16 protein-coding genes are annotated in these 20,218 nt (G+C 38.8%); 8 read left to right on the top strand and 8 right to left on the bottom strand.

Going from position 1 to position 20,218, the window contains the following annotated elements:
• Nucleotides 1-7: 7 nt before the first annotated feature.
• The 8 genes from pnuC to EUBHAL_RS00130 all read right to left on the bottom strand — a co-directional run bounded on the left by pnuC (nucleotide 8) and on the right by EUBHAL_RS00130 (nucleotide 7,258).
• Nucleotides 8-691 (bottom strand): nicotinamide riboside transporter PnuC, encoded by a 684-nt coding sequence (pnuC, locus tag EUBHAL_RS00165; RefSeq protein ID WP_005343328.1) that lies wholly within the window; start codon nucleotides 689-691, stop codon nucleotides 8-10.
• Nucleotides 681-1,208, bottom strand: a complete 528-nt coding sequence (locus tag EUBHAL_RS00160) for a nitroreductase (protein WP_044921085.1) — start codon at nucleotides 1,206-1,208, stop codon at nucleotides 681-683. Before EUBHAL_RS00160 ends, pnuC begins: the two co-directional genes overlap by 11 nt.
• An 869-nt stretch (nucleotides 1,209-2,077) precedes the next feature.
• On the bottom strand, nucleotides 2,078-2,317 hold the full coding sequence (locus EUBHAL_RS00155) for a helix-turn-helix domain-containing protein (RefSeq protein WP_005343322.1): 240 nt from the start codon (nucleotides 2,315-2,317) through the stop codon (nucleotides 2,078-2,080).
• A gap of 125 nt (nucleotides 2,318-2,442) precedes the next feature.
• Nucleotides 2,443-3,054 carry a dTDP-4-dehydrorhamnose 3,5-epimerase gene (gene rfbC, locus EUBHAL_RS00150; RefSeq protein WP_005343321.1) on the bottom strand — a complete coding sequence of 204 codons (612 nt, stop codon included), beginning with the start codon at nucleotides 3,052-3,054 and terminating at the stop codon, nucleotides 2,443-2,445.
• Between the two features lie 32 nt (nucleotides 3,055-3,086).
• Complete coding sequence (gene rfbD / locus EUBHAL_RS00145) at nucleotides 3,087-4,028, bottom strand: dTDP-4-dehydrorhamnose reductase (RefSeq protein WP_005343320.1); 942 nt, start codon at nucleotides 4,026-4,028, stop codon at nucleotides 3,087-3,089.
• 195 nt (nucleotides 4,029-4,223) lie between these two features.
• Entirely contained in the window at nucleotides 4,224-5,243 is a 1,020-nt protein-coding gene (gene rfbB / locus EUBHAL_RS00140) for a dTDP-glucose 4,6-dehydratase (RefSeq protein WP_005343319.1), read from the bottom strand.
• A gap of 15 nt (nucleotides 5,244-5,258) precedes the next feature.
• Nucleotides 5,259-6,155: a glucose-1-phosphate thymidylyltransferase RfbA gene (rfbA, locus tag EUBHAL_RS00135; protein WP_005343318.1), complete on the bottom strand. Its 897-nt coding sequence runs from the start codon at nucleotides 6,153-6,155 to the stop codon at nucleotides 5,259-5,261.
• A 233-nt stretch (nucleotides 6,156-6,388) separates the two neighbouring features.
• The gene (locus EUBHAL_RS00130) at nucleotides 6,389-7,258 is read right to left on the bottom strand and encodes an AraC family transcriptional regulator (RefSeq protein ID WP_044921083.1); all 870 of its coding nucleotides are present in this window, start codon (nucleotides 7,256-7,258) and stop codon (nucleotides 6,389-6,391) included.
• Nucleotides 7,259-7,631: 373 nt separating this feature from the next.
• Between EUBHAL_RS00130 and EUBHAL_RS00125 the strand changes: the two genes are divergently transcribed.
• From EUBHAL_RS00125 to cobS, 8 genes are all read left to right on the top strand, one after another.
• Entirely contained in the window at nucleotides 7,632-9,890 is a 2,259-nt protein-coding gene (locus EUBHAL_RS00125; RefSeq protein ID WP_005343316.1) for a glycogen/starch/alpha-glucan phosphorylase, read from the top strand.
• A 197-nt stretch (nucleotides 9,891-10,087) separates the two neighbouring features.
• Nucleotides 10,088-12,091, top strand: coding sequence for a RecQ family ATP-dependent DNA helicase (locus EUBHAL_RS00120; RefSeq protein ID WP_005343315.1), 2,004 nt, complete (start codon nucleotides 10,088-10,090; stop codon nucleotides 12,089-12,091).
• Nucleotides 12,092-12,515: 424 nt separating this feature from the next.
• Nucleotides 12,516-13,790 (top strand): glutamate-1-semialdehyde 2,1-aminomutase, encoded by a 1,275-nt coding sequence (hemL, locus tag EUBHAL_RS00115; RefSeq protein ID WP_005343313.1) that lies wholly within the window; start codon nucleotides 12,516-12,518, stop codon nucleotides 13,788-13,790.
• Nucleotides 13,791-13,977: 187 nt separating this feature from the next.
• Entirely contained in the window at nucleotides 13,978-14,730 is a 753-nt protein-coding gene (gene cobM, locus EUBHAL_RS00110) for a precorrin-4 C(11)-methyltransferase (protein ID WP_005343306.1), read from the top strand.
• A gap of 34 nt (nucleotides 14,731-14,764) precedes the next feature.
• A complete protein-coding gene (hemA, locus tag EUBHAL_RS00105; protein WP_005343303.1) occupies nucleotides 14,765-15,943 on the top strand; it encodes a glutamyl-tRNA reductase in 1,179 nt (392 codons plus the stop codon).
• A 37-nt stretch (nucleotides 15,944-15,980) separates the two neighbouring features.
• The gene (gene cobJ / locus EUBHAL_RS00100; RefSeq protein WP_005343296.1) at nucleotides 15,981-16,736 is read left to right on the top strand and encodes a precorrin-3B C(17)-methyltransferase; all 756 of its coding nucleotides are present in this window, start codon (nucleotides 15,981-15,983) and stop codon (nucleotides 16,734-16,736) included.
• A gap of 58 nt (nucleotides 16,737-16,794) precedes the next feature.
• Nucleotides 16,795-19,329, top strand: coding sequence for a hydroxymethylbilane synthase (hemC, locus tag EUBHAL_RS14540; RefSeq protein ID WP_005343295.1), 2,535 nt, complete (start codon nucleotides 16,795-16,797; stop codon nucleotides 19,327-19,329).
• Nucleotides 19,330-20,109 (top strand): adenosylcobinamide-GDP ribazoletransferase, encoded by a 780-nt coding sequence (cobS, locus tag EUBHAL_RS00090; RefSeq protein WP_005343294.1) that lies wholly within the window; start codon nucleotides 19,330-19,332, stop codon nucleotides 20,107-20,109. It abuts the gene before it with no gap.
• Nucleotides 20,110-20,218: the final 109 nt, after the last annotated feature.

Genomic DNA, 20,218 nt, shown 5'->3' with positions numbered 1-20,218 from the left:
GCATTTTTCAAACACGCTCTAATTCTCGCTTTTTCCAGCTCACAAATCCATACATATCATTTAAGAGAAAAATTGCAAAATTTACTACAACAGGAATGTAAGCAGGATTCTCCAGAGAAGCAAGTACCCAGAGTACAATCAGCACGATATCATTCGCAGCATATCCCACAGCGTAATACGAAGAACGCAGCATAGTAAGAGATGCGGCAATAAAACTTGTCACGATAGACAGGGTACTGAACATAATATTTGGGGTATCAAGCCACGCAAGGATATAATAAAAAATGCCAGTAACGATAACTGTGCTGATAGTTAATCCGATAATGTGCTTTTTATTTAATGTCCGAATCGCCACTTCATTTTCATTTTCTTCGGATGGATTTCGAAGCCAGGTGATTGCTGACCAGGCGGCCATTGGTAAAGTCATTCCGAGGTAGGTGATCATTTCTCCCCAGTAGTGAAAACGGAAAGAAATGATACCATACAAAATGCAGAAAATAATCATTAGAAATTGCGCCCAGACATTTCCCTTTGCGGCAAAAATCAGTGCGGTAACACCAAGGAGTGCCGAGATTAATGTCAATAAATCTAAATCGTTAGTTGCAAGATTTGAAAGAATGACAACAGTAAGAGAAACGAGCCAGAGAAGCCATTCTTTTTTAGTTAATGTTTTTAATGGATTATTTAACATAGAATACGCGGCCTTCATTTCTCGCTGGAGCAGCAGGATAATCGCCATCAGCATAGCCTAAAGCACAATGACCGATTCCTTCATAATCACCGTTAACTCCTAAAGATCTTAAGAGATTTCTGCCCCAGTCAGATTTAAACTCTTCTTTTGCACGATGAATCCAGCAGCTTCCGATGCCAAGTTCATGTGCGGCAAGCATGAGGTTACCCATAACAAGGCTTCCATCGTATACATAAGTTGGACGTTCCTTCTTTGCAAGAACAATCAGCATGGCAGGTGCACCATAAAATGGGTCAAAGCCTTCTTTCCAACCGCCAATCTCACAGTTCATTTTAGAAATTTCGTCACGAAGCTCTTTCTTTGTAACCTGAATGATAATTGGGGACTGTTGTCCCATACCACTTGCAGCATAAAGACCTGCTTCGATAATCTGATCTAAAATCTCCTGTGGAACCATGTCTGGTTTAAATTTACGGATGCTTCTTCTTGATTTCATTTTATTTAATACGTCGCTCATAATATTCCTCCTTGAAAATGTATATTTGATAGCATAGAGCATATTTAAAAATCAAAAAGCAATCTGTATGCTCCAATGCCATTAAGTTCTTAAAAAATGTTACCCTACAATTATAATCGGACATTTATGCTAAAGCAATAGGATTTTGCTGTTTAATTCATTAAGCGAACTACAGACGAAGCCAGTGAACTTCATAAGTCATATTTGTGCTTTTAGTCGCGGCGCGTTGAATGTTCGCTCCACGCGCTCGCATCCAACACTTGCTCCGAGACCACAAATATGGCTTATGAAGTTCACTGGCTTCTGTGCTGTGGCTGAAGAACGTGAATTAGACAGGGAGAGGGGATTTAGGGACAGAAGCTGATGTCTTCTGCTTACTCGAGAATGATTGGGAACAACCATAGGTATGTACATATAACTCATAAAAAGAAAATATATCTTTTTAATGACTATCATCGGAATATTTCAATAATTTCAGAGTAAGTAGTGGGATTCCGTTCTTCTAAAATGTTTACTGTTTCAATTTAGATAAAAGTATCTATCTACAATATTCTGAGAGCAAGCAGAAAACTTCTACCCTCTCCCCCAAATGCCCACAACCACTATTTAATTCAAATAAAATTTAGCCAAAGACAGCCCGGGAAGAGATACGATATCCTATATTTGTGGCCTCGGAGCAAGGTTTAGATGCGAGCGCATAAAGCGAGCATTTAAACCGCTGCGACTAAAGTCACAAATATAGGATATCGTATCTCTTCCCGGGCGTCTGTCTCTTAATGAATTAAATAGTAACTGTTCACAATGATTTCAGAGCAAGCAGAGAACTTCTGCTCTTTTTGGGAACGTCTTATCTTGCCTGCGGCAAACGCCTATTTAATCAAATCTTCGAATGAGACATTGAAAAGATCACATAGAGCTTTGATTTCTATATCCGTTACATACCGTTGTTGCGTTTCAATTCTAGTAATTACATTTTTACCCATATCATAACCAGCAAGCTGTAATTCATGAGCAAGTCCACGCTGGGATAAATGATATTTTTTCCTTAAAGCAATTAAATTAGCACCGATTAGATTCTTTTTACCGGTAGCCGTGAATGGTTTTGGCATAATATCTCACCTTCCGATCAAATTTTGTAATGCGTAATAGCATATTCATATGGTTTTATTTTACAAAATTTGATAATAATACACGGTCGTAAAAGTGAGACAAAGCGGAAAAAATGAGACAAATTTTATTTAAATTTAAATGTCTCTGCTATTCCAAGCCATTTCTGATCTTTTTCACTTAAGGTAAGAGATGTCCCGTCTTTTAAATGATATCCTTTTGCAGTAGCGCAGCCAGAATATTCTCCGACGAGTTCTGGCCATTCAATACCGATTTCTGGGTCGTTCCAGGCAAGTCCGCCTTCGTCTCCCGGATGATAGAAGTCTGTACATTTATAACAGAATTCTGCTGTATCAGACAGAACAAGAAATCCGTGGGCAAATCCCTCTGGAATATAGAATTGTTTATTATTTTCTGCAGAAAGAATTTCACCAAACCATTTTCCATATGTTCCGGAGTGGCTTCGTAAATCAACAACAACATCAAAAACAGTACCGTTGATTACACGGACAAGTTTCCCTTGTGGGTGCTGTTTCTGAAAATGCAGGCCACGAAGGACTCCTTTTGTGGAGGCAGACTGATTGTCCTGAACAAATTCCATTGTAAGTCCGGCTTCTGCCATATCATTTTTATTATAGGTTTCCATAAAATAACCGCGGGAATCACCGTGAAGGGTAGGTTCGATAATACATAATCCTTCGATTCCTCCCACGTTCTTTTTTACTTTAATCTGTCCCAAGAGAGAGACCTCCTTTAATTGAAAATTCTTTTCTATTGTAATACTTCTTTTAAATATCTTTGTAATGCATCTTTCCAATCTGGTAAAGGTGTAAATCCAGCCTCGACCAGTTTACTTTTATCCAGTCTGCTGTTAAATGGGCGGGCTGCTTTGGACATGCCGTACTCAGCGGTTGTGACAGGAAAGACAGTAACATGATTTTCATCGTATTCTGTATGTCCAAGTGCAACTGCCTGACGGAAGATTTCTTTGGTGAAATCGTACCAGCTGATATAACCGCCTTCGTTTGTGGCGTGGTAGTAGCCGTATTTTTCGCTTTCTGCCATATCGACAAGGAGTCTTGCCAGGTCAAAGGTATAAGTTGGAGTTCCAATCTGATCATTAACTACGGTAAGTTTATCGTGATTTTTGCCGACAGTAAGCATTGTCTTGATAAAATTTTTGCCGTTTTGTCCGAATACCCAGGCAATACGGACGATAAAGTATTTTTCTAAAGTATTAGCGACTGCCTGCTCGCCAAGAAGCTTGGTTTGACCATACACATTTAGTGGTTTATAGTCTTTGCAGTCCGGTTTCCACGGTGTAGTTCCCTGACCATCAAAAACATAGTCTGTACTTAAATAGATCATTTTGCAATCAAGTTCTTTACAGGCAGAAGCGATATACTGTGTGCCAGCGGCATTGATTTTGCGTACCGTTTCCTGCTTGTCTGCGTCTTCGGCAAGGTCAACAGCAGTCCAGGCAGCACAGTGAACGACAATGTCTGGTGCTGTCTCTTTTAAAATACGGGTTACAGCTTCCTTATCTGTAATATCTAATGAAATATAAGGCATTTTTGTTACAGGAGAATCATCCTGAATCCCGGAATATTTTGGAGCAATGTCAGATCCGATTCCCTCGTAACTGCGTGAGGAAAGCTCATTCATTACGTCATGACCGAGCTGACCGTTAACGCCTGTTACAAAAAATTTCATGGTATAATTCCTCTTTTCATATATTTACAAATTTAAATATGAAGTCAACAAGAGGATAGATATCTGTTGTTGACTTCACAAATAAAGACTTTCGTTTGTCATGGGCGAAAATTCACTACCCTTAGGTGATAGTAGTTGACATGAAATAGGTGTTCAAAATAAATAATATTTTTTATGCAAGAGTGAGAAAATCAACTAGCGGTTTTTATACATTTTCTCATAGTAATCCTGATATTCGCCGGAAATGATTGTTTCCCACCATTCCTTATTATCAAGATACCACTGAATTGTCTTTTTAATACCGTCTGCAAATTTTGTTTCAGGAAGCCAGCCAAGTTCATTGTGAATTTTAGTAGGGTCGATAGCGTAACGCATATCATGTCCTTTTCTGTCAGCAACATAAGTGATAAGACTTTCTGGTTTGCCGAGTTCTTTACAGATAATTTTTACAATATCGATATTTTTCATTTCGTTATGTCCGCCGACATTATAGACTTCACCAACACGTCCGTTATGGATGATTAAATCAATCGCGCGGCAGTGATCTTCAACATAAAGCCAGTCACGGACATTTTCCCCTTTGCCGTAAACTGGGAGTGGTTTGTCATTTAATGCATTTGCGATCATAAGCGGAATTAATTTCTCTGGGAAATGATATGGGCCGTAGTTGTTGGAGCAACGGCTGATTGTTACAGGCAGCCCGTAAGTTCTGTGGTAGGCGAGAACTAATAAATCAGCGCCAGCTTTAGAACTACTGTAAGGGGAACTTGTATGGATTGGTGTTTCTTCTGTAAAGAAAAGATCTGGGCGGTCTAATGGCAGATCACCGTAAACTTCGTCAGTACTTACCTGATGATAACGCTTGATACCGTATTTGCGGCAGGCATCCATGAGGACAGCAGTACCTTTGATATTAGTATCTAGGAAAACTTCCGGATTTTCGATAGAACGGTCAACGTGACTTTCCGCAGCAAAGTTTACAACCATATCTGGATGTTCTTCTTCAAACAGTTTGTATACAGCGTCTCTGTCCGTGATGCTTTCTTTTACAAAGCGGAAGTTTGGATTATCCATCACTGGCTCTAAAGTAGAAAGATTTCCTGCGTATGTCAGGCAGTCTAAACAAATGATTCGGTAATCCGGATATTTGTTTAACATATGAAAAATAAAGTTGCTTCCGATAAATCCGGCTCCGCCGGTTACAATGATTGTCATAAGTAGATACTCCTTTTAATATAAATTCTCCTGATATTTTCCATCTAAAACATCTTTTAAATACTGACCGTATTCGTTCTTCTTGAGAACTTCGTAGACTTTGAGAACTTCCTCTTTAGAAATCCAGCCATTTAAGTAAGCGATTTCTTCAAGGCAGGCAATTTTGCGGTGCTGATGCTGTTCCATTGTCTTTACAAAGTTTGTTGCATCAACAAGGCTTTCGTGTGTTCCGGTATCAAGCCATGTAAAGCCCTGTCCGAGAAGCTCAACATTTAAAGAATTATTTTCTAAGTAAATGCGGTTCAAATCAGTAATTTCTAATTCGCCTCTGGCACTTGGGGTCAGATTCTTTGCATACTCTACAACACGATTATCGTAGAAATACAGACCGGTTACACAGTAATTGCTCTTTGGATGCGATGGCTTTTCTTCGATAGAAACAGCTTTGCCGTTGCGGTCAAATTCAACAATACCGAAACGTTCAGGGTCATCAACATAATAACCGAAAACTGTTGCACCATTGCCATTTTCCGCATTTTTAACAGCGGCACAGAGACGTTTTTTCAGTCCATGTCCGGCAAAAATATTATCGCCAAGAACCATAGCAACCGTATCATCACCGATAAATTCTTCTCCAATAATAAAAGCCTGGGCAAGTCCGTCCGGGCTTGGCTGTACAGCATAAGATAAATTCACACCAAACTGCTTTCCATCTTTTAATAACTCCTTAAAACGAGGAGTATCCTGTGGTGTGGAAATAATTAAAATATCACGGATACCTGCATTCATTAAAACAGACATCGGATAATAAATCATCGGTTTATCATAAATAGGAAGTAATTGTTTTGAAGTTACCATGGTAAGAGGATAAAGACGAGTGCCAGAACCCCCTGCTAAAATAATACCTTTCATAAAAACTCCTTTCGTTTGTTGTAATCAGAATCTCGATATTTTAATTATAAAAGATGCCCTTAGGGCACCTTCAAGTGGTTTTTCTTGCTATTTAATTCATTAAGCAACTAACAGATGAAGCCAAGAAAGAAATTATCAAATCCAAATAGCCCCCCCTCTCCGTTGCCGAATTGGGTGTGACAACATTCGTATCATATCATAACCGTAGGATATATAAAAGATAAAAAATATTATCAAAACCGATACTTTCTCGGTGAAACCCCATACTTCTTTTTGAAGCACCTATTAAAGTAAGAAATATTGTTAAACCCAGTAGCGAATGCAATATCTAGAATATTATCGGTTGTTGTAGTGAGTAGTTCTGCCGCAATTTCTAAACGATAGTCATTAAGATACTGAATAAAGCTTACTCCCATAGTTTCTTTGAAGAACTTCATAAAGTAAGATTTGCTGTAAAAGCAATAATTTGCGATATCTTCAATCGCAATGTTTTCCTGAAAATTGTTGGCGATATAGGATAATATCGTCTTTATTTTTTTGAGAGATTTTTGGTTGATTGGTTTGATTTTATTTTGCCCGCAGTTTGAAACGAGAGTATATAGTATTTGAAATAAATGTGCCTTGATGGACAGTTGGTAAGCATAAGGGCGTAAATCACACAGGTGATCGATTTCGTTAATGGCGGTGATGACTGGAGGATAATATGGAGTCTGGTTATTGATTACCGGGCAGATATTAAGGCTGCCTGAAAAAAGTGGCTGAATGAATTTGTCATTGCATAAGTCATAACCGGATGATTTTAAAAGGCTGGATTTGAATAGAATATTCTCGTATTCCATAATTTCGTTGTCTTTCTGGCTGATTGCGTGGAGCTGTCCGGGGAGAACAAAGATAATGTCTCCGGCACTGACAGAATAGGTGGTTAAGTCTACACTGACAATACCGCTTCCTTTTTTTATAACAATGATTTCAACTTCATCGTGCCAGTGAAGGTTTACCGACTGAAAATCTAAGGGGATGGAACATAAGTAAGTGTTGTATGGAAAATCGTCTGGAGTATGTATTTTATTTTCGTGATATATTTTGTATTGAAGTTTATCCATTTCTATATTTTGCATGTCGAATTTATGTATTGAATCTGGAGATAAATTCGAGAGTTTCCTTTCTTAATAATATAGATACCAAGCCCGATTAGATATGTATACAGGGCGTATCGTATATATCTCATACCTGTAATACTACATATCTATAAAGTTAAATATCAAAAAAGATAGTATTGTACAATAATATAAGACTGTGCTGCAATAAATCAGTATTTAACAGTATTATAATATAATCACAGTAAAAATACACGAGAAACTTTTAAAAATGATTTTCGAAATTTTTTTATGAGGTTATGTGGAACTTTATGAAGCTATGTGAAATCAGATGCAAGAGATTTCGAGAATACATTATTTTTCAGGGAGGTATTACAATATGAAACTTTCAGAATTTGTAAAAGCAGAGTATGGTAAATCCATTTCAGAATGTACAAATGAGGAGCTTTATTATGCATTGCTTACATTAACAAAGAAAATGGCTTCTGGTAAGCAGCATGGTAATTCTAAGAAAAAATTATATTATATATCCGCAGAATTCCTGATCGGAAAATTATTATCGAACAACCTTATCAATCTTGGGATTTATGATGAGGTAAAGGAAGAGCTTGCACAGAACGGAAAAGATATTTGCGAAATCGAAGAATTTGAAAATGAACCTTCACTTGGTAATGGAGGACTTGGACGATTAGCAGCATGCTTTATTGATTCTATTGCGACTTTAGGATTAAATGGAGATGGTGTTGGATTGAATTATCATTTTGGACTGTTCAGACAGATTTTTGAAAATAATATGCAGACAACAGTGCCGGATCCATGGCTTACAGAGAAAAGCTGGCTTACCAAAACGGATGTGACATATGACATTAAGTTTAAAGGGATGACAGTAAAATCAAGAATGTATGATATTGATGTTATTGGATATAATAATACATCAAATAAATTGCATTTGTTTGATGTAGAGAGCGTGGATGAAAGTATTGTAGAGGATGGAATTAATTTTAATAAGGAAGATATTAAAAAGAATCTTACTCTTTTCCTTTATCCGGATGACAGTGATGAGGCAGGTCGTATTCTTAGAATTTATCAGCAGTACTTTATGGTTTCCAGTGCGGCACAGTTAATTCTTGATGAATGTGTTGCGAAGGGCTGTAACTTGCATGACCTTTCTGATTATGTAGTGATTCAGATTAATGATACTCATCCGACAATGGTTATTCCGGAACTTATCCGTCTGCTTGTGGAAAGAGGTCTTGAGATGGATGAGGCGATTGAAGTGGTAACAAAGAGCTGTGCTTACACAAATCATACGATACTTGCAGAAGCATTAGAGAAATGGCCGATTTATTACCTGAAAAAAGCAGTGCCGCAGCTTATGCCGATCATCGAAGTTTTAGATGATAAAGTAAGAAGAAAATATCATAATCAGGAAGTGTATATTATTGATGGAGAAGAAAGAGTACATATGGCTCATATTGATATTCATTATTCTTCCAGTGTCAATGGAGTGGCATCTTTACATACAGAGATTCTTAAAAACAATGAGCTGCATCATTTTTATGAAATTTATCCGGAGAAGTTTAATAATAAGACAAATGGTATTACTTTTAGAAGATGGCTCTTACACTGTAATCCACAGTTGACAGAACTTATTACTTCTCTTATCGGGGATGGATTTAAGAAGGATGCAACACAGTTAGAAAAGCTGTTAGATTATAAAAATGATGAAAAAGTATTAAAACAGCTTCTTGAGATAAAGTCTGCTAAGAAAATGGAATTAAAGAAGGCATTGATGGAAAAACAGAATGTTACGATTAATGAAAATTCTATTTTTGATATTCAGATTAAGCGACTGCATGAGTACAAGAGACAGCAGTTGAATGCGTTGTATGTCATTCATAAATATTTAGAGATTAAGGCAGGAAAGAAACCATCTACACCGATAACTGTTATTTTTGGAGCGAAGGCAGCGCCGGCATACATAATCGCTCAGGATATCATTCATCTTATCCTCTGTCTGCAGCAGCTTATTAATAATGATCCGGAAGTAAGTCCGTATCTTAATGTTGTGATGGTGGAAAATTATAATGTAACATGGGCAGAAAAATTAATTCCAGCCTGCGATATTTCAGAGCAGATTTCACTTGCCTCTAAAGAAGCAAGTGGTACAGGTAATATGAAGTTTATGCTTAACGGTGCGCTTACATTAGGAACAGAAGATGGAGCGAATGTTGAGATTCATGAACTCGTAGGTGATGATAATATTTATATTTTTGGAGATTCCAGTGATACGGTTGTTGAAAGATACGCGCAGGGAAGCTATCATGCAGCAAAATATTATAATGAAAATACAGCGATCAAAGAAGCTGTAGACTTCATAACAGGAGAAGAATTAAAAGCAATTGGCGATAAAGACAGATTAGAAAGATTATTTAATGAACTTGTTTCTAAAGACTGGTTTATGACTTTCCCTGATTTCGATGAGTATGTAAAGACAAGAGAGCAGGCATATGCTGACTATGAAAACAGAGAAGAATGGGTACAGAAAATGCTTGTGAATATCGCAAAAGCAGGATATTTTTCTTCTGATAGAACGATTGAAGAATATAACAGAGATATTTGGAAATTAGAGGACTAGAGAGTGTTTGAAAAGGATAAAGTTGCTGTGCAATAGCTTAAATAGCCATTGCACAGCAATTTTATTTTAGTAGAATTTTCTTGTTTTTGTACGAAGATTGTAATAAAATGGAAACAACGATTTGCTTACTATAATCATGGAACCAGCAATTATAGATTTTGATTTTATTTCAAAAATAAAATGGAAAGGAGAAGTTCTTGAACATAAATGAAACATTAAAACACTACTTTGGTTACGACAGTCTGCGTCCAGGACAACAGGAACTGATAGAAGGAATTCTACAAAGAAAGGATGTCCTTGGTATTATGCCAACAGGTGCAGGAAAGTCCCTGTGTTATCAGGTTCCAGCACTGATGTTAGATGGAATTACGATTGTAGTTTCACCGCTTATTTCTCTGATGACAGACCAGGTAAAGGCGTTAAATCAGGCCGGTGTGCATGCGGCGTATATTAACAGTTCTCTTACGGAAAACCAGATAAGGACTGCACTTTTCTATGCAGCGCAGGGAAGATATAAGATTATTTATGTGGCGCCGGAGAGGCTGAATACGATACGATTTCTGGAGTTTGCATGCCAGGTGGATATTTCTATGGTGACGGTGGATGAGGCGCATTGTATTTCCCAGTGGGGACAGGATTTCCGTCCAAGTTATGTTGGAATTGCGGATTTTCTTGCACAGTTACCAAAGCGTCCGGTTGTAAGTGCATTTACTGCAACAGCAACGGAACGAGTAAAACAGGATATTATGGGAAGTCTGCGTTTGCAAAATCCAGTGACAGTTGTGACAGGATTTGACCGACCGAATCTGTTCTTTCGCGTAGTGACCCGAAAGGGTGGAAAAGAGACCGACAACAGTGTTCTTAATTATGTCAAAAAGCATGAGGATGAGAGTGGAATCATTTATTGTGCAACGAAGAAAAATGCAGACAAAATATATGGACTTTTGCAGCAGTATGGCATTGAGGCAGGGCATTATCACGCGGGCTTATCCTTAGAGGAACGGAAGAAAAATCAGGACGATTTTACCTATGACCGAATTCGTGTTATGGTAGCGACAAATGCATTTGGAATGGGTATTGATAAGTCAAATGTGCGATATGTGCTGCATTATAATATGCCACAGAGTCTTGAATATTATTATCAGGAGGCAGGGCGTGCTGGTCGTGACGGGGAAGAAGCAGAGTGTGTATTATTTTTTTCTAAGCAGGATATCATGATAAATAAGCGGCTTTTAGAATATAAGAGTACAGAAAGTATAGAGAGTGACCCGCAGGTACGGAGAAACGATTATCAAAAGTTAAATCGGATGATTGATTACTGCGAAACACAACAGTGCCTGCGCCAGTTTATTTTGTCATATTTCGGGGATAACAGTCCATGTACCTGCGATAAATGTAGTAATTGTGTGGTTGTGGAAGATGAGGAAGAGGAAAACTACATCCAGACCAAAAAGGAAAAGAAAAAAGCGTTCCAGCTTGCCAATCTGACTCCGAAAGGGCAGGAATTGTTCGAGCAGCTTCGTAAGTGCAGGACAGAACTTGCTGCAGAAAAAGGAGTTCCACCATATATAATCTGTTCCGATAAGACATTAACAGATATGTGTGCAAAATGTCCTGTAGACAATGAAGATATGGAAACAGTGTACGGAATGGGTGTGCAGAAAATTCAAAGTTATGGGGAACATTTTACCAAAATCATTATAGACTTTTTAGAAGAACAGAGTGCAGCCGGTGGAGCAGATGCAGAAACTCTGCAATTAACAACAGAGTTAACACCAGAACAAATAGAGAAAACAACAGGAATGACAGTAGCAGCCTCTCCTGCAAGAAAAAAGAAACTGCCATTTTATATCGCACCGGGAAAATTAGACGAAGTGGAACTGACCGATACCTGTATGATTTCAGAACTTACGAACCGGATTAACGAACTTTGTGACGAAGAAGACCAGAAAAACCGCAAAAAACTAACCGCAGCATTTGTCAATACCTTACTGATACAAAAAGGATATATTGAAGAAGCAACAGAAGGCGAAGAAAAAGTAAAACATATAACAGAAAAAGGAAAAGAAGCAGGGATACAGGAAGAAGAACGATATGGCAAATATGGAAGAAAGTATTACGCATTAGTACATACGAGGGAGAGTCAGGAGATGATTTTGGGAGAACTCCGAGAGTATTTGGCTGATTTGACGGATGAGTGATAAACAGACGAACTCCAGAAGATAAATAAAGCATATTGGTGACTTTAGTCGCGGCGTGTTGAATGTTCGCTTTCGCGCTCACATCCAACCTGCAGCGACTAAAGTCACAATTCTGAATTCTTTCCTTCCCTGAGGGCGTCTCCCTTGCCTGCGGCAATTCAGAATTTTCCACCCGACTTGTAATATTCCACACACAAAATAATGATATTTAAATATAATTTGATAAAAAAAGCACTATTAGCAAAAACTTTCTACCGCTAATGGTGTTTTTTTGTTTTCTTTTTACGAAAACTATCTTTAGTGAAAAAGCGATTCATGGTATAATCGAACGAGGCAGAAAGTGATGGTTTTTGAATGTCATGTTCTGAAGGTTACGAAAAATACAAAAAATAGGTAAAAACAGTATTGTTTTAAGGAGGATAACGTGTTAAATACAACAAAATCAGAAGAGTTATATAAAGTAGCACTTGACCTGATGCCGGGTGGTGTAAACTCACCGGTCAGAGCATTTGGTGCTGTGGGAAGGAACCCTTTATTTATTGACCATGCAAAGGGTTCCTATGTTTATGATGTGGATGGTAATAAGTTTATTGACTATGTTTGTTCCTGGGGACCTGGAATTCTTGGACATTCTCATCCAGAGGTTCTTGAAGAAGTAGTGAAGGCATGTTTTGACGGTCTTACTTTTGGTGCGCCAACTGGTAAGGAGAATGAACTGGCACAGCTTGTCAAAGATTGCGTACCATCTATGGAAATGATGCGTATGGTAAGTTCAGGAACTGAGGCAACGATGAGTGCGATTCGTGCGGCAAGAGGATTTACCGGAAGAGATAAGATCATTAAGTTTAAGGGATGTTATCATGGACATTCTGATGGATTATTAGTGCAGGCTGGTTCTGCAGCATTAACACAGTCTGTACCGGACAGCAGCGGAGTTCCTGCTTCTTTTGCACAGCAGACTTTAGTTGCTCTTTATAATGATAAGGATTCTGTAAGAGAGTTATTTGAGAATAATAAAGACCAGATTGCAGCTCTTATTGTGGAGCCAGTTGCAGCAAATATGGGTGTTGTTATTCCTGACGATGATTTTCTTCCTTTCCTTCGTGAGATTACAGAAGAGAATGGAACAATTCTTATTTTTGACGAGGTTATCACAGGATTCCGTCTTGGTGTCGGCGGTGCACAGGAGTGGTTTGGAATTAAGCCAGATTTATCTACTTTCGGAAAGATTGTCGGCGGTGGAATGCCAATGGCTATCTATGGCGGACGTAAGGATATTATGAGAAATATTTCCCCGACAGGAAAGGTTTATCAGGCAGGAACCTTATCTGGTAATCCGATTGCGACAACAGCCGGAATCAAGACTCTTGAAATTTTAAGAGACCATCCAGAACTTTATACAAAGATTGAAGAGAATACAAAGAAGCTTGCGGAAGCTTACAAAGTAAGAGCGAAGAAACAAGGTATCAATATTCATGTTAACCAGATCGGTTCTCTTATGAGCGCTTTCTTTACAGGGGAAAATGTAAAAGATTACACAGGAGCAACATCTTCTGATACTAAGGCTTACGCAGATTACTTTAACTATATGTTAGAGAATGGTATCTATGTGGCACCTTCACAGTTTGAGGCGATGTTTATTTCTGCAGCTCATTCTGATGAGGATATTCAGAGAACTATTGATGTGCTTACAAAATAGGAAAGATATTAAATAAAAGATATTATACTTATTCAGAGTAATTGCAAATAGAAATAATTTATAAATAAGAAGTCTGTATTGGAAACAGGGGCGAAATTTTAAAAATAAAACAAGTCTCAAAACATATTTATAAAAATGAATATAACTATAAATATAGTAAATAAGACAGAAAGTCAAAGGAGAAAAAATGGTACATTTTATTGGAGCGGGTCCTGGAGACCCAGAGTTACTGACAATTAAGGGAAAGAAATTAATCGATCAGGCAGATGTAATTATCTATGCTGGTTCTTTAGTAAATAAGGAAGTTCTTGCCGGAGCCAAAGAAGGCGCAGAGATTTACAACAGTGCGACAATGACTTTAGAGGAAGTTATTGAAGTAATGAAAAAGGCTGAAGCTGAAGGCAAGATGACAGCTCGTGTTCATACAGGAGACCCTGCCGTTTTCGGTGCACACAGAGAGCAGATGGACGAGCTTTCCCGTCTTGGAATTGATTATGATGTCATTCCAGGTGTGAGTTCTTTCCTTGCAACTGCGGCAGCTTTAAAGAAAGAATATACTTTACCGGGAGTTTCCCAGACAGTTATTCTTACAAGAATGGAAGGCAGAACACCAATGCCGCCAAAGGAAAAATTAAGAGATTTAGCAAAACATAATTCTACAATGATTATTTTCTTAAGTGTAGGAATGATTGAACAGCTTGCAGATACTTTAAAAGAAGAGTACAGAGAGGATACACCAGTTGCTGTTGTATACAAAGCTTCCTGGGAAGATCAGAAGATTGTTATCGGCAATCTGACAAATATCGCACAGAAAGTAAAAGAGGCAGGAATCACAAAGACGGCTCTTACAGTTGTAGGCGATTTTCTTGGAGACGAGTATGAACTTTCTAAACTTTATGACAAGACATTTACACACGAATTCAGACAGGCAAAAGAGTAAGCCGTGTGGTTTTGCTGGAGGCAGAAAATAAGAAATGGGTATACAGATAATTAGTATCAGTCATAAAATCGCACCTCTTCATGTAAGGGAAATGTTTGCATTTACAGAGGAGCAGCAAAAACATATGATGCAGGAGATCACAGAGCATTTGGAAGTTTCAGAATGTATCGTGTTATCTACCTGCAACCGGACGGAAATGTATGTGTATTCTGATTCGGAAAGCAAGGGATGTGTATTTAATCTGATGGAAGATGTACTGCTTGGCGAGGCAGGCGCACAGGATGAAGAAGATATCGGAAATTATCTTTTATTTTATCATGGAAAAAAGGCGATTCATCATCTGTTTCAGGTAGCGGCAGGGCTTGATTCCATGGTAATTGGAGAAGACCAGATTCTCGGTCAGGTAAAGACCGCACATAAGCAGGCAAGAGAGGCTGGAACAACGGGAGTGTATCTGAATACATTTTTCCGTATGGCAGTTACAGGAGCAAAGAAAGTAAAGACCGAAACAGAACTTTCAAAAACTTCTGTATCAACAGCGACACTTGCACTGAAAGTAGCCGAAGAAGAACTTGGAACTTTAAAAGATAAAAAGGTTCTTATCATTGGTGCGACAGGTAAGATTGGCGGTATTGTTCTGATGAATATTCAATCTCTTCATCAGGCAGATATTTATGTTACGACGCGTAAGAATAAGCTCATCCAGACAAAGCATGGAAATGACGAGTTTACGACAATTGATTATGAAGATCGTTATGAATATTTAGATCAGATGGATGTCGTTATAAGTGCGACATCGAGTCCGCATTACACACTGACATATAGCAAGATGAAAAAGCAGCTTACGACAGCGAAGCGAAGAGTCTTTGTCGATTTGGCTGTGCCGATGGATATCGAAGCAAAAATCAGTGCGGTGGACGATACCTGCTACTATAATATTGATGATTTTACAAGAATCGCAAGGGAGAATAACCAGAAGAAACTGAGAGAAGCAGAGGCCGCATCAGGGATTCTTGATGAGTATGAACTTCAGTTTGAACAGTGGATGGTATTCCAGAAGTCTTTATCCGTTATGGGAAAGGTCAGAGATAACTTTGTAAAAGTAGCAGAGCATAAAGGTGTGGAAAAGGCATTTGACCATTTCTTCTATTGGGTGAGAGAGAATAACACACCGGAAGATTTGGAAACATTTTTCCAGTGCCTGGATCATTAAAAACAGACCAGAATATCGGTTTTAGAAGGAGAAAACAATGGGTAAATTATATGCAGTTGGGTTCGGTCCAGGTGGATATGAACACATGACAGCAAAAGCAATTGATGTAATTAAAAATGCAGACATCATTACAGGATACACTACATATGTAGAGATGTTAAAGAAGTTTTTCCCAGAGAAAGAGTACGTGGCAACACCGATGACAAAAGAGATGGATCGCTGCCGTATGGCAGTTGATTTAGCTGCCGAAGGGAAGACAGTTGCAATGGTAAGTTCCGGAGACAGCGGAATTTACGGAATGGCAGGAATTCTTTTAGAGATTGCCAATGAGAAAAAGGCAGATGTTGAGATTGAGACTGTTCCAGGTGTGACAGCAGCGAGTGCAGCGGCATCTATTCTTGGAGCACCGTTAATGCACGATTTTACGATTATTAGTTTAAGTGATCTGATGACACCTTACTCTCTTATTATGAAGAGAGTGGATTGTGCAGGACAGGGTGATTTTATCGTATGTCTCTATAATCCAAAGAGCAAAAAGAGAGCGGATTATGTAGAAAAGGCTGCAGAAATTCTTATGAAATATCGTGACGGCAAGACTCCAGTTGGTGTTGTTCGCCATGCGGGCAGAGAAGAGGAATCTTCCTATATTACAACACTTGATGCAGTAAAAGATGCACCGATCGATATGTTCAGTATCGTTATTGTCGGCAATTCCAACACATATGTACGCGATGGTAAGATGATTACCCCAAGAGGATATGAAGACAAATACGGATTCGCGAATGTAGAATAAGATGAGTATGTAAGCGTTTTTTTTGCTTACAAACTTATTATACGAGTGGAGGAATAAGATGAAAAATATCATCAAAATCGGAACGAGAAAGAGTAAGTTAGCTCTGATTCAGACCGATATTGTAAAAGATAAAATTAAAAAAGCTTTTCCTGAAATAGAAGTGGAAATCGTAAAGATTGACACAAAGGGAGATCAGATTCTTGATAAATCCCTTACTTCATTTGGTGGAAAAGGTGTATTTACTGCTGAACTTGAAGCCGAACTTCTTTCTGGTGCAGTAGATATTGCGGTTCACAGTGCAAAGGATATGCCGATGGATTTCCCGGAAGGGCTTGGAATCGGTGCAGTCCTTGACAGAGCGGATGTGAGAGATACTTTTGTTACTACAACTGGTAAAAAATTAGAAGAATTAGAGCCAGGAAGCATTGTCGGAACAAGTTCTCTTCGAAGAGAATTATTAATTAAAGAAATTAATCCCTATGTAACGATTAAGCTTCTCCGTGGAAATGTACAGACTCGTTTAAGTAAACTTCGTGACGGTCAGTATGACGGAATTATTCTTGCGGCGGCAGGAATCGAAAGACTTGGATATGAAAAGGAAGAGGGACTTCACTATCAGTATCTTGACCCGGATGTATTTCTTCCGGCCGCAGGTCAGGGAATCCTTGCAGTAGAAAGCCGCGTAGAAGATGCAGAGATGGCAGAAATCCTTGCGGCGATCCACAGTGAAAAAGCAGAATGTCTTTTAATGGCAGAGAGAGCATTTTTAAAGACAATCGGTGGAAGCTGTAACGCACCGGCGGCAGCACTTTGTCGTGAGGAAAATGGTGAATTTTCCATGCGTGCCATGTATGTGAAAGATGGAATTCATAGCAGAAAGACGTATATGACAGTGAATATAGAAGATGCTATAGCGGAAAAAGATGCAGACAGCAAGCCGATAGCTGGGACGGCTGTGGCAGCAGCCGTTTCTGTCGAAGAAGCTGTTAAAACAGACAAAGAGATAACAGAGAAAGATACGGCAAGAAAAAGTAAAGTAGAAATAGCAGCAGAACTTGGTATCAGCGTTGCTCATGAAGTAAACAAAGGCATGGTATATCTTGTCGGTGCAGGTCCTGGTGATGAGGATTTGATGACGAGAAAAGGACTTAAGCTTTTAAGAGAGGCAGATGTCGTTGTATACGATAACCTTGCATCCAGTTCCCTTTTAAATGAAGTGAGAGATGACGCAGAACTTATTTACGCAGGAAAGCGTTCTTCAAATCATCATTTAAAACAGTATGAGACAAACGAGCTTTTAGTGAAGCTTGCATTAGAAGGAAAAAATGTTGTCCGCTTAAAGGGCGGTGACCCATATATCTTCGGCCGTGGCGGTGAAGAAGGACAGGAACTTAGAGAAGCTGGTGTTGACTTTGAAGTTGTACCGGGAATTTCTTCTTCTTATTCTGTTCCGGCATACTGCGGTATTCCAGTGACACATCGTGATTTCGCATCTTCTTTCCATGTGATTACCGGTCATGAAGGCAATCATAAAAATGGTGTGAGTGTATTAAATTACGAGACACTTGCGAAAGAAGAAGGAACATTGATTTTCCTTATGGGACTCAAAAATCTTCCTAATATTGTAGCTTCGCTTATTGAGAATGGTAAAGATCCTGCGACTCCGGTCGGTGTGCTTCAGGAGGGAACAACCGCAAGACAGCGTGTTGCAACAGGAACACTTGCTGATATTGTAGAAGTTGTAAAGCGCGAGGGAATTAAGACTCCTGCCATTACAGTTGTAGGTGATGTTGTAAGTTTACGTCAGGTACTTGACTGGTACGGACACAAACCTTTATCCGGCAAGAGTGTTCTTGTGACAGGAACAACTTCTATGGTAGACCGACTTTCTCCGATTCTGAAAGAGGAGGGAGCAGAGGCCATTTCCTTTAGCTTAATCCGTACTGAAAGAATGAAACTTCCAGAGCTGGATGTCGCATTGAAGGAAATAGATAAGTATAACTGGATTGTATTTACCAGTGCAAACGGTGTGGAATGTTTCTTTGAGGAAATGCAGGAAATCCGAAAAGATATCAGAGATTTAGCGCATGTCCGCTTCGCTGTTATTGGAGACGGAACGAAAAAGGCATTGGAAGAACATGGAATTTTCTGTGATTTTATTCCGACAGCATATTCTTCAAAAGATATGGCAGAGGCGATGGTTCCTCATATCGGAAAAGATGAAAGTGTTCTTCTCCTTCGTGCAGAGGAAGCAAACAGAGTGCTTCCAGATGCATTAGAAGAAGCTGGAATTTCCCACACATGCATTTCTCTTTATCATACCGTAACGGATGAGAGAAAAGCAGATGAATTGAATCGTTTGATTAAGATGGCTGACTATGTAACATTTGCAAGTTCCAGTGCAGTTCGAGCCTTTGTATCTATGGTAGATAATCTTGACGAGGTCAAAGGAAAATATATCAGTATTGGCCCGGTTACAACAAAGACTGCACAGGAAAATGGTCTCTCCATTGCAAAAACTGCTGTTGTATATACAGCAAGAGGTATGGTAGAAACAATGATTCAGGATGCAGTGGAAGAAGGTCAGAAATAAATGAAAACTCAGATAAAACGTTTTTTGTTAACACTTGGCTTTATGACAAGGATTCCTGTCAATGTAGATCTTGGCGAAGTAAAAGATGAAGACATGCACAAAGGATTTTTATATTATCCGGTAGTCGGTCTGATTCTCGGACTTTGTGACATGGCAGTATTTCTTCTTGTAAGTCTTATTTTACCAGAAGTATTTGGAATCCTTTTTGCAATGCTTGCGAACCTCTGTCTGACAGGAGCCTTTCACTTAGACGGTCTTTCGGATACCGCAGACGGAATCTACTCTGCAAGAACGAGAGAACGTATGCTTGAAATCATGAAAGACAGCCGCATCGGAACAAACGGTGCGGTAGCGATGTGCTTTGATCTGGCATTAAAGTTTGCCGGAATTTACTACAGCGATATAAGATGGCTGATGATTCTTCTTATGCCAATCGCCGGAAAAATGGTACAGGGAGCGATTGTGTATAAAGCAATTTATCCTCGTGAAAAAGGAATCGGTATTTATGTAGGAACTGTCAGTCTTGGAACAGTAATCGGAACCGTCATTCTTGGACTTATCGCAATGGTACTTGCCTTCTCCTGCTGGGGAGTCCTTATCTTTGCGATTCTCTTTGGATTCGCTTACCTTTTCCGTGTATATATCACAGGGAAAATCGGTGGAATCACCGGAGATGTTATGGGAGCAGGAAACGAGCTTGCGGAAGTATTATTACTGCTTGTTGTTATTGTTCTTACAAAGTATACAGGAATGACACCATTATCATTATTTCCATTTTAGTTTTTAAAAATGAGATAATGATGAAGGAAAGTTGTAGAAAAAACTATTGATATTTATTTATATATGAAAGTAGAAAAATATAAATTTATGAAGTGGAAGCAAGACTATA

The sequence above is a fragment of the Anaerobutyricum hallii DSM 3353 genome (assembly GCF_000173975.1).
Lineage (GTDB): Bacteria > Bacillota > Clostridia > Lachnospirales > Lachnospiraceae > Anaerobutyricum > Anaerobutyricum hallii.
This window is presented reverse-complemented; position numbering and strand designations above follow the sequence as displayed.